The sequence below is a fragment of the Saccharothrix sp. NRRL B-16348 genome (assembly GCF_001280085.1).
Classification (GTDB): domain Bacteria; phylum Actinomycetota; class Actinomycetes; order Mycobacteriales; family Pseudonocardiaceae; genus Actinosynnema.
Window position 1 is genome coordinate 23,886 of the sequence record NZ_LGED01000262.1, and the last position, 9,966, is coordinate 33,851.

The 9,966-nt window shown below is 71.2% G+C and carries 13 protein-coding genes and 3 tRNA genes; 11 read left to right on the top strand and 5 right to left on the bottom strand.

The genetic code is table 11. The features are described 5' to 3' along the window. Positions 1 to 112: 112 nt before the first annotated feature. Positions 113 to 628, bottom strand: a complete 516-nt coding sequence (locus ADK67_RS43640; RefSeq protein ID WP_157621568.1) for an excalibur calcium-binding domain-containing protein — start codon at positions 626 to 628, stop codon at positions 113 to 115. A 128-nt stretch (positions 629 to 756) separates the two neighbouring features. Here ADK67_RS43640 and ADK67_RS43645 point away from each other — a divergent pair, with 128 nt between their 5' ends. The 3 genes from ADK67_RS43645 (at position 757) to ADK67_RS43655 (ending at position 3,005) form a co-directional block, all read left to right on the top strand. Then, the gene (locus ADK67_RS43645) at positions 757 to 1,593 is read left to right on the top strand and encodes an oxygenase MpaB family protein (RefSeq protein WP_157621569.1); all 837 of its coding nucleotides are present in this window, start codon (positions 757 to 759) and stop codon (positions 1,591 to 1,593) included. A gap of 167 nt (positions 1,594 to 1,760) precedes the next feature. After that, positions 1,761 to 2,588: a glutamate ABC transporter substrate-binding protein gene (locus ADK67_RS43650; protein ID WP_053722496.1), complete on the top strand. Its 828-nt coding sequence runs from the start codon at positions 1,761 to 1,763 to the stop codon at positions 2,586 to 2,588. Between the two features lie 213 nt (positions 2,589 to 2,801). Next, positions 2,802 to 3,005, top strand: a complete 204-nt coding sequence (locus ADK67_RS43655) for a cold-shock protein (RefSeq protein ID WP_015105489.1) — start codon at positions 2,802 to 2,804, stop codon at positions 3,003 to 3,005. 136 nt (positions 3,006 to 3,141) lie between these two features. On the opposite strand, the gene ADK67_RS43660 is transcribed toward ADK67_RS43655, so the two are convergent. Further along, positions 3,142 to 3,381 (bottom strand): hypothetical protein, encoded by a 240-nt coding sequence (locus tag ADK67_RS43660; RefSeq protein WP_231648658.1) that lies wholly within the window; start codon positions 3,379 to 3,381, stop codon positions 3,142 to 3,144. A gap of 336 nt (positions 3,382 to 3,717) precedes the next feature. Further along, the gene (locus ADK67_RS43665) at positions 3,718 to 4,101 is read right to left on the bottom strand and encodes a hypothetical protein (RefSeq protein WP_053722498.1); all 384 of its coding nucleotides are present in this window, start codon (positions 4,099 to 4,101) and stop codon (positions 3,718 to 3,720) included. 164 nt (positions 4,102 to 4,265) lie between these two features. On the opposite strand from ADK67_RS43665, the gene ADK67_RS43670 reads away from it, so the two are divergent. From ADK67_RS43670 to ADK67_RS43690, 5 genes are all read left to right on the top strand, one after another. Continuing rightward, entirely contained in the window at positions 4,266 to 4,511 is a 246-nt protein-coding gene (locus ADK67_RS43670; RefSeq protein WP_053722499.1) for a hypothetical protein, read from the top strand. Positions 4,512 to 4,671: 160 nt separating this feature from the next. Next, positions 4,672 to 5,400, top strand: a complete 729-nt coding sequence (locus tag ADK67_RS43675; RefSeq protein WP_053722500.1) for an SCO6745 family protein — start codon at positions 4,672 to 4,674, stop codon at positions 5,398 to 5,400. 173 nt (positions 5,401 to 5,573) lie between these two features. Then, positions 5,574 to 5,646 (top strand) — tRNA-Glu (locus ADK67_RS43680). 53 nt (positions 5,647 to 5,699) lie between these two features. After that, positions 5,700 to 5,773, top strand: a tRNA-Asp gene (locus ADK67_RS43685). A 35-nt stretch (positions 5,774 to 5,808) separates the two neighbouring features. Continuing rightward, positions 5,809 to 5,885 (top strand) — tRNA-Phe (locus tag ADK67_RS43690). A gap of 45 nt (positions 5,886 to 5,930) precedes the next feature. On the opposite strand, the gene ADK67_RS43695 is transcribed toward ADK67_RS43690, so the two are convergent. Then, positions 5,931 to 6,686 carry a protein phosphatase 2C domain-containing protein gene (locus tag ADK67_RS43695; RefSeq protein ID WP_053722510.1) on the bottom strand — a complete coding sequence of 252 codons (756 nt, stop codon included), beginning with the start codon at positions 6,684 to 6,686 and terminating at the stop codon, positions 5,931 to 5,933. A gap of 65 nt (positions 6,687 to 6,751) precedes the next feature. Here ADK67_RS43695 and ADK67_RS43700 point away from each other — a divergent pair, with 65 nt between their 5' ends. Both ADK67_RS43700 and ADK67_RS43705 read left to right on the top strand, forming a co-directional pair. Then, a complete protein-coding gene (locus tag ADK67_RS43700; RefSeq protein WP_053722501.1) occupies positions 6,752 to 6,964 on the top strand; it encodes a hypothetical protein in 213 nt (70 codons plus the stop codon). After that, positions 6,961 to 7,497, top strand: coding sequence for a Clp protease N-terminal domain-containing protein (locus ADK67_RS43705; RefSeq protein ID WP_053722502.1), 537 nt, complete (start codon positions 6,961 to 6,963; stop codon positions 7,495 to 7,497). The genes ADK67_RS43700 and ADK67_RS43705 overlap by 4 nt, the downstream gene beginning before the upstream one ends. On the opposite strand, the gene yczE is transcribed toward ADK67_RS43705, so the two are convergent. Continuing rightward, complete coding sequence (yczE, locus tag ADK67_RS51870) at positions 7,466 to 8,095, bottom strand: membrane protein YczE (RefSeq protein ID WP_053722503.1); 630 nt, start codon at positions 8,093 to 8,095, stop codon at positions 7,466 to 7,468. The genes ADK67_RS43705 and yczE overlap by 32 nt on opposite strands. Positions 8,096 to 8,156: 61 nt before the next feature. On the opposite strand from yczE, the gene yczR reads away from it, so the two are divergent. Then, complete coding sequence (gene yczR / locus ADK67_RS43715) at positions 8,157 to 9,617, top strand: MocR-like transcription factor YczR (RefSeq protein WP_053722504.1); 1,461 nt, start codon at positions 8,157 to 8,159, stop codon at positions 9,615 to 9,617. Positions 9,618 to 9,966 lie beyond the last annotated feature (349 nt).

The window sequence follows — 9,966 nt, forward strand, 5'->3', positions numbered from 1 at the left end:
ACCTCCAGACCACGAGAGTCCTACGTTCAGGTCGCGAGAGTCCTACGTTCAGAACACGCGTGTCCTACGTTCAGAACGTGTGAGTTCAACGCTCAGGTCGGCGCGGGAGCCGTCAGTCGGCACGTTCGCAGGCGATGCCGTCCCGGTCCTTGTCCAGGTAGTGCCGGTCCCAGCCGACCACCTCGATGCGCGTGATGCCCTGGTCGTGCAGCCACTCGCACAGCCGCCACACCCCGCGCGGGAACCGCCACGGCACGCACGGCCCGTCGGTCACGTACGAGTGGTCGCAGTTGTCGCCCCACGACGGCTTGGTGGACGTCGTGCTCACCGGGCTGGACGACGCAGGCGGCTCGGTCGTCGTCACGGGCACGACGGTGGTCGTCGTCGTGATCGGCGGCACCGGCCGCTGCTCCGGCGGCGGCACGGCCACGGGCGCCGTCGTCGGCCGCGCGATCTCCAGCGTGGTCGTGTAGGTGGCGCTGAGCACGCCGGGCTCCACCGGGCTGAGGTGCACCTGCCGCACGTCGACCGGCCGCGGCTCGGTCACGGTGAGCGCCAGCGTCACGAGCGCGCCGGTCGCCAGTAACAGCGCCACGCCGGCGAAGGCGACACTCCTGCCACTGCTCATCCCAGCACCCGCTCCAGGCTCCACGGTGTCACGTGGAATCGTCCACGCGGCTGAAGGCGTTACGCCCCAGCCCGTTCCGGCAGGTCGGAAGGGGTGACGGCAGCCGAACGGCATGACACGATCGGGTGGTGGACGTCGGGTTGCTCGGGCCGGGAACCGTCACCTGGCAGCTGCACGCCGACCCGGCGATGTGGGTCGCCGGCATCGCGAGCCTCTACCTGCAAGCGCTGCACCCGCGCGCGGTCGCGGCCGTGGTGCAGAACTCCGACTTCCAGCGGGACCCGCTCGGCCGCCTGATGCGGACCGCGGACTTCGTCGGCACGGTCAGCTACGGCTCCACCGCGGAGGTCGAACGGGCCGCCGCACGCGTCCGGGGCGTCCACCGCACCCTGCGCGCCAAGGACGACGCCGGCCGGAGCTTCCGCATCGACGACCCCGAACTGCTGCTCTGGGTGCACTGCGCCGAGGTGCACTGCTTCCTCACCGTCCTGCGCCGCGCCGGCTACCGCCTCACCGACGCCCAGGCCGACCGCTACTACGCCGAGCAACGCCGCACCGCCGCCCTGGTCGGCCTGCACGAGGACGAGGTGCCCGGCAGCGCCGAGGAGATGACGGCCTACTTCGCCGCCGTGCTGCCCGAGCTGAAGCGCACCCCCGACTCCGAAGTCGTCTACCGGTTCCTGCACCGCCCGCCCGTCGACGGCGTGCTGCGCCTCAGCCTGGACGCCTACGAGCCACTGCTCGGCCACCTCGCGTACTCCGTGCTGCCCGAGTGGGCCGTCGCCCTGCACGGCCACCGCCCGTACCCCGAACCCGCCGCCACCGCCCTGCTGCGCGCCGTCCGGGCCGCCGCGCTGCTGGTGCCCGCGCCGATCCGCTGGGGCGTGCCCGACGGTCACGTGAACAAGGCGATACGGCGACTTGGCCTGCGGGTTGCGCCGCGGCGCGCGCTGCTCCCGTCCTAGCCGGCAGTCGCCGGACTCACAGCGCGGATTGCTCCGAACGGCCCAGTGGCGTGGACCACTGCGACCTTTATCGCATCAAGAGGACCGCTCGGTTTGCTTAGCATGGCCAACGTCCGGCGCGTCGATCCGCGCCCGCGTCCCCGAGCACCCCGAGAGGTTCGCACCTCATGCTGTTCCGACGACTCCTGCCCGCGACCGCCCTGGTCACGGCCCTCTCCTTGATCGCCGCGTGCGGCGGCGCGAGCGACGACACCCTGGCCGGCAAGGCCGACGACGGCGAGCTGACCATCGGCATCCGGTTCGACCAGCCGGGCCTGGGCCAGCGCAGGCTCGACGGCAAGTACGTCGGCTTCGACGTGGACGTGGCCAAGTACGTGGCCGCGCAGCTCGGCGTCGACGAATCCGGCATCACGTGGCGCGAAGCGCGCTCGGCCGACCGCGAGAGGCTGATCGAGAACGGCGAGGTGGACTTCGTCGTCGCCACCTACTCGATCACCGACAAGCGCAAGGAGCAGGTGTCGTTCGCCGGCCCGTACTTCGAGACCGGCCAGGGCGTGCTCGTCCGCTTCACCGAGGAGGAGATCGACGGCCCGGAGACGTTGAACGGCAAGAAGCTGTGCTCGGTCGCCGGCTCGACGTCCGCGCAGAAGGTGAAGGAGCAGTTCGCCCAGGACGTGCAGCTGGTCGAGTACGGCCAGTACTCCGACTGCGTCATCGCCCTGCTCGCCGCCAACGTCGACGCGGTCACCACCGACGAGGTGATCCTCGCCGGGTACGTCGCGGAGAACCCCGAGCTGCTCAAGCTGGTCGGCAAGCCGTTCACCACCGAGCGGTACGGCATCGGCCTGGCCAAGGCCGACACCAAGGGCCGCTCGGACGTCAGCGCGGCCATCGAGAAGATGGTCGGCTCCGGCGAGTGGCGTTCCGCGCTGGAGCGCAACATCGGTCAGGCCGATGTCGCGCTCCCGGAACCACCCAAGGTGACCGAGAAGTAGCTGTCCGGTGGACTAATGACTTCGGGGTGGTAGTGCTCGACGTCACCAACCGATACGCTCAGCCACGCAGGCCGTGGTTTCTGTGTTCGTGTCTCACGCTCGCGGAACGACACGCGGGCGTGCCGTCCCCACCCTGAGCGGTGGGGGAAACGCCCCGGGACGGCCGGGGCTGCACGGTGCAGCCCCAAGCTTTCCTGCGATGGAGGCAGGTACATGGCACTGGGCACTGTCAAGTGGTTCAACTCCGAGAAGGGCTTCGGCTTCATCGCCCAGGAGAACGGCGGGCCGGACGTCTTCGTGCACTACTCGGAGATCCAGGGCCAGGGATTCCGCACCCTGGAGGAGAACCAGCGGGTCGAGTTCGAGATCGGCCAGGGCACCAAGGGTCCGCAGGCCCAGAACGTGCGCAAAGTCTGATCGCGGCAGATCGTTTCCACGTCACGTCTTCAGCAGCAACGGCGCAGGCCCCCGACCGGGATGGTCGGGGGCCTGTTCGCGTTCGGGCCCGGCATTCGGGTGCCGGGGCGGTGAAAAGCCTGCGGTGAACCGGTGGCTAGTAGCCGCGCTGGCGGGCTTCCCACTCCAGCCGCTGCATGACCCACTCGGTGGCCAGCGCCTGGGGTGACGTCTGCCGCTCGGCGGCCAGTTCCTTCAGCTGCTCGTTCGCCATCAGCTGGAGCCGGAGCTGGTAGACCTGCGCGTTGCCGAAGCTCGTGCCGGCCGTCGTCTCCGCGTCGGCCGTCTCCGGGGCGAGCGCGGCCAGGTACGACTCCAGCTCGTCGTCGGCGGGCACGGCTTCTTCCTGTTCAGGCGCGGGCGGGCGATGCCGGCCTGACTTCGACCGTCCAAGGGATCCAAGAGGCACGGCGACACGATAACGGTTGGATTGCGGAACCGGCCACAGTGTGGTCTGGGTCACAGATGTGTGCATGGAGAGGCCCCCGCGCCAGGGGGAGGAACGCGGGGGCCGGAGGGGATCTCCACAGGCGCTGACCGGGGGTGTGTCAGCAATTCGGATTGTTGCACGCGCACGTGGGCCTGGGGAGTGGGTTGGACCGAAATCTTCAGGTAGTCGATGGCTCGAACCCTGTGCACCGCCCGTTTTCGCCCGTTGGCCGCGCCTGGCGGACTACCCCTTGGGGGTATCGGAATCGTCCGGCGGCGGTTCGAGGTTGGTGATCTCGCCCTCGAGCCGCTGCACCAGGTCCTCCAGCCCCGCGAGCATCCCGTCGAGCTGGCTCATCTTGTCGCTCATCAGCCGGTCGATGTCCGCCTCGATCGCCGACAGCGACAGGCTGCCGAACAGCTCCTGCGGGTTCGCCGCCGCCGGTTGCGGCCCGGCGGCTCCCGCGGCCCCGGCGCCTTCCGCCTCGGCTTCGGCGGCCTCGGTTTCGGGCGTCTCGGCGGCCTCAGGGGCCTCGGCGGTGTCGGGCCGGCCTGCCGGCGTCGTCGTCTCGGTCGCGTCGTCCGCCACCGCTGGTTCCGGCGTCTGCCCCGGTACCGGTTCGGTCATGGGTTGCACCCTCCTCGTTCGCGACAAGCACATCACGCGACGCTTGACACCAAGTGGCCTACACGGAAAGTGACGCTCCGTCGCCCCTGAATCACTCTCCGGGGGGCTGCGGTGGTTCGATGGGCTCGCTTAGCCTCGCGCCAACCTCAAGTCGGGGAGGCGTCATGAGCGGGTCACTAGAAGTGCGTCAGTTCCTGTGGAACCAGGACGAGACGATGTCCAGGCCGGGCGGCGGTGGGGTGCCTGCCCAGCGAACCGGTGAACCGTCGAGGATCTCGGACGAGCAGGTGCACCGGGCTCGGCTGTCGGTGGCGCGTGGTGCGACCAGCGCCGAGGACTGCCGACTGCTGCTCGACATGCTCGGGCTGTCGCCGGGCGAGGACGGGGGCATGCCGCCCGTGCAGCGGTAGACGCCGAACGTCGCGGCCCCTTCGGTACTCGTCCACGAAGGGGCCGCCTTCACTGGACACACACCACCACCCCGGCTGATCGCGGCGCCGAAACCGAAGCCGCGCACTTCGCGCTGCCCGCGTGTTGCCGGCGGCCCGAGTTTTGTGACACTGTTACGAAATGCTCTCCACCGCTCAGCTGACCCGGGAACCGCTGGTCAGGAACGCCGGGCTGTTCATGACGTCCCCGGAACTCGCCGCCCGCGAGGAAGCCGTCGGCCTCCCGCCGCGCACCCTCTACTTCCGCGGCCGCACGGCGGTGCTCGGCGACCCGTCCCCCGGCGTGGTGGCGGCCGTGATCGGCATCTTCCCCGAGTGGCTGGTCGAGGCGGCGCTCGTCCGCGCGTTCCCCGCCGACCGCGCGATCGACGCCTACCTCGGCGCGTGCTGGGACTGGTCCCGCAACCACCACGCCGGCACGCCCGAGCCGGCCCGCTTCGCCGAACTCGCGTTCACGGTGGTCGACGGCGCCGAGGCGTCCGCGCTGCCGCTGTTCCGCGGCTGGCGTGAGGCCGCGCGTCCCGACGACGCCCCGGCCGCGCTCGGCCACGCCCTGATGGTGCTGCGCGAGCTGCGCGGCGGACTGCACTTCGCGGCACTGCGCGCCGTCGGCCTCGGTGTGACCCAGGCCGTCGCCCTGGACCCCGGTGGCGGTCGCGGACGGCTCCTGCGCACCGGCTGGCGCCCGGAGGACGCCGAGGCCCTGCTGGCGTCCGTGGCGGACCGGCCGGACCTGGCCGCGCGGTGGCGGCAGGCCGAGCAGCTGACCGACGACCGGTTCGACGACGCGCTGGCCGCGCTGACCGACGCCGAACGGGCGGAGTTCGCCGACCGACTGCGCGCGCTGTGACTCCGACGCACGGGTGAACCGCCGCGAACGGGGGTGGAATCGCAGGTCAACACGGTGTGCCACCCCCGTTTTGGAGGTGTGGACCCTCGTGCCCTATGCTTACGATGCTTCCACCGGACAGCGTGGAGGGCCTGGGAAAGAAGGTGGCCCACAAGGGCTGCCGGAGGAACTGGGTCCCCATCGTCTAGCGGCCTAGGACCCCGCCCTTTCAAGGCGGTAGCGCGGGTTCGAATCCCGTTGGGGGCACGTAGTACCGCAAGTGCAGTATGGTGACGATCGGCAAGACAAGAAGTGAGCAAGGCCCAGTGGCGCAGTTGGTTAGCGCGTCGCCCTGTCACGGCGAAGGTCGCGGGTTCGAGTCCCGTCTGGGTCGCAAGGCAGTTCGGCCGGTTGGTCGATCCGCTACCTGGCCAGGTAGCTCAGTTGGTACGAGCGACCGCCTGAAAAGCGGTAGGTCGGCGGTTCGACCCCGCCCCTGGCCACCAGAACGTTCGAGAAAAAGCCCCTCCGCTTCCCGCGAGGGGCTTTTCTCATTTCCCGGCCGCGAATCGGATGACCGCCAGCGCTTGATCGTCGTGCACTTTCGGCCGCGGCCACTTCGTGCGATCCGCGTCACCCTCTTCGGCCGCGCGGATCTCGTCCAGCACGGCTTCCGGACCTTTTTCGGACGTGATGTCCAACACTGCCCGCCAGTCCGCGAACAAGCCGTAGTCGTCCACGCCGCAGGACACGCCGTCGGTCGCCATCAGCACCGCCCGGACCCGGTCACGCGGCCACCTCGCCCGCACGGCCCGGTGGGCGGCGGCCGGTTCCGCCTCGGCCACCCACCAGCCGTCCTCGCGGTTGCGCCAGTCGGTGATCCGGTCGACCTGGCCGCGCAGGTCGCGCAGCCGGTGGTCGGCGACGACCTCGGCACCCGTGTCGGTGAACACCACGACCGGGCTGTCCGCGAGCACCAGGACGTCGACGGCGGTGTCGGTCCAGCGCGTGACGGCGACCGTGCTGGACGGTGAGTTCCCCGGCGTCAGGCCGTTCTCGGCAGCTAGGCGCGCGATGGCGCGGGCGAGGTAGTCGGCCAGGTCGTGGTCATCGGCGAGGTCGAGGCGGGTCAGTTCGGCGGCCAGGTGGCGGGAGTGCCAGCCGCCGTCCCGTTCACGTGGGGTCGGCGAGGTCGCGCCGTCCAGCAGCACCACGGCGTTCGGCAAGCGGACGATCCGGTCCTCGGTGGGGCGCGGCAGGCCGTCACGGCCCACTCCGGCCCGTTCGGCGGTGGTGATCTCCGGCATCGTCACCGAGCCTAGTGCGTCAACCTGGGTTGACAACCCGGCGTGTGTCAACCAAAGTTGACGGCATGACGGAAGCAACCGAGCTCGCCTCGGCGGCGGGCGATCGGGACCCCAGGGTCGGGCTGCGAGCGGTGAGCGCGCTGCGCCGCCTGCTCGAAACACTCGAAGCCGTGCAGGTGCGCAACGCCCGCGCCCGCGGCTGGTCATGGCAGGAGATCGCGGCCGAACTCGGGGTCACCCGGCAGGCCGTCCACAAGAAGCACGGGGGAGACCGATGATCGGGGAACGGTTCACCAGGGCCGCCCGCCAAGCCGGCCACGACGCCGTGGTGCAGGCCGAACGCCTCGACGCGCCGGAGATCGGACCCGAGCACCTGGCGTTGGCGCTGCTCGACGCGCCCGTCCTGGCCGAGTTCGACCTGGCGCGTGACGAAGTGGTCGACGCGTTCGCCGCCGCCCGGCGCAAGGGCGGGCTCAGCGACGCCGACACCGAGGCGTTGCGGCGGCTCGGCATCGACGTCGACCAGATCGTCGCGTCGGTCGAGCGCAGCCACGGCGAAGGCGCGCTGGCCGGCGCGCCGCCCCGCCGTCGACGCCGGTTCTTCGGCAACCACCTGCCGTTCACGGCGGCGGCGAAGCAGACGTTGGTGCGCGGCCTCGTCGAAGCACGCGACCTCGGCCACAGCACGCTCGGCCAGGAGCACCTGCTGCTGGCGCTGCTGGCCGAACGCGGACTGGTGGCCGAGGTGCTGGAAGCGCGCGGCGTGAACTACGTGGAGGTCAGGAAGCGGGTCGCTCGCTCACCCAGGTGACCAGCGGGAGGAACAGCTGGGTCAACGGGCCGATGGCGAAGGCGTACAGCACGGTGCCGATGCCGATCGTGCCGCCGAGCAGCCAGCCGATGCCGAGCACCGCCACCTCGACCACCGTGCGCACCAGGCGCAACGAGGTCCCGGTCCGCGCGCAGAAACCGGTCGTCAGGCCGTCGCGCGGGCCGGGGCCGAGGCGGGCGCCGATGTAGACGGCGGCGGCCAGGCCGTTCAGCACGATGCCGCCGGCGAGGAACAGGATGCGCGGCAGGAGGTCCGTCGGGTTCGGCAGGAGGAACAGCGTGACGTCCACCGCCAGGCCGATGACGACCACGTTGCTGACCGTGCCGACGCCGGGCTTCTGCCTGAGCGGGATCCAGCAGAGCAGGACCACGGCGCCGACGATGGCGGTGATCAGGCCGAACGACAAGCCGGTGATCTTGGTCAGGCCCTCGTGCAGCACGTCCCACGGGTCGAGGCCGAGGGCGGCGCGGATCTGCAGGGCCATGCTCGCGCCGTAGAGCCACAACCCCACCATCAGCTGGGGGATGCGGCGAACGGGTGACACGGTGACCGGGACCTGGGTGAGTGCGGCGAGCATGTGGCCATCCTTCGTGCCGATTGGCCTTGCATTCCAGATCCAATTGGCAATAATTGGCCTTATGAACTCCGACGTCCCACCAGGTGGACGTATATCCGGCTTCCGCCTGGCCCGATTGCTCGGCGAGTGGCGCCGTCGTGGCGCACGTCACGGCTCGGCGGACCTGGCCGCGGCGATCCGGATGCTGGTGCTGGACGGCCGGTTGCCCGCCGGCACCCGGCTGCCCGCGGAACGTGAGCTGGCCGAGGTGCTGCCGGTGAGCCGCACGATGATCACCGCGGCGTTGGACCAGCTGCGGTCGGAGGGGCTGGTCGCGAGCCGGCGCGGGGCGGGGTCGTGGATCAGCCTGCCGACGGGGACGTTGGGCGTCGTGCCGGACACCCCGCTGGTGGGGCAGGGCATGGTCGACTTCGCACGGGCCGCACCTCCGGCGCTGCCGGGCGTGCTGGCGGCGTTCGACCAGGTCCGGCGGTACCTGCCGGAGCACCTGGCGGATCACGGTTACTACGAGCACGGTGTACCTGAGCTGCGGAAACGCATCGCGGACCGGTACACGGCGCGCGGCCTGCCGACGTCGCCGGACCAGATCGTGGTGACCAGCGGCGCGCAGCACGCGTTGGCGCTGACCCTGCGCCTGTTCACCGGTCCGGGTGACCGGGTGCTGGTGGAGCAGCCGAGCTACCCGAACGCGCTGGACGCGATCAAGGCCGTCTCCGCGATCCCGGTGCCGGTCGCGATGACCGACACCGGCTGGGACCTGCCCGGCATCGCCGCCGCCCTCCGCCAAGCCGCACCGCGCATGGCGTACGTCGTGGTGGACTTCCACAACCCCACCGCCCACCGCCTGGACGCCGAGGGCCGCGCCGAACTGGCCGACACCGCCCGCCGCGCCCGCACCCCGCTGGTGGTGGACGAGACCGTCGTCGAACTGGACCTGGACGGCGACCCACTGGACGGCCCCCCGCCGCTGGCGACGTTCGCGGACGACCTCGTCGTGACCCTGGGCTCGGCCAGCAAATCGCACTGGGGCGGCCTGAGGATCGGCTGGATCCGCGCGTCGGCCGAAGTGGTCCACCGCCTGATCTCCACCCGCACCGCCCTCGACCTCGGCTCCGCGGTGGTCGACCAGCTGGTGCTGGCCGAGCTGCTGGCCGACCCCGAACCCGCGCTGCGTGAACGGCGGACCCAGCTGGCGACCCAGCGCGACGTGCTCATGGCGGGCCTGCGCGAACACTGCCCGACCTGGCGTTTTCGCCGGCCGGCGGGCGGCCTCAGCGTGTGGTGCGAGCTGGACGCCCCGGTGAGCACGCGCATCGCCGTCGTGGCCCAGAACCACGGCATCCGCCTGGCCCCGGGCTCGCGCTTCGGCGCCCACGGCGGCTTCGAACGCTGGCTGCGCCTGCCGTTCGTGCAATCACCGGACGTCCTCCGCGACGCCGCACGCCGCTTGGGCCTGGTCGCCGCGGCGGTCACGGGCTCCGCAATGCCCACCGACGCCGACCTCGCCGTGCCGGTCGCCTAACGGGCCGCTACTTCCTCACTCCCGCGCCCCGATCCAGGCCGCTTGGGCGGCGCTGCGGGCTGGGGGTGCGGGAGGGTGATTGCGGGCTGGGGGTGCAGGTTCGGGATCCGGTTGGGACAGCTGCGGGATGCCGCAGGGGTGCCAGGCGGGATGGCGAGGGATTTCCGGGGGCCGGCGTGGAGCGGGCTCGAGTGCCCGGGTCCGGGCTGTGTGGTCCCCGGCGGCTTCCGGCTGTGGTTCCGGCTGGCTGGTCCGCTGGCTCGCGTCGCTGGGGCGGCCGGGTCGTGCGAGGCGCGTGGCGGGTGTTCGGCGGCTGGGGATTGGGGCCGGGGGTGGTGAGGGGCGGGTG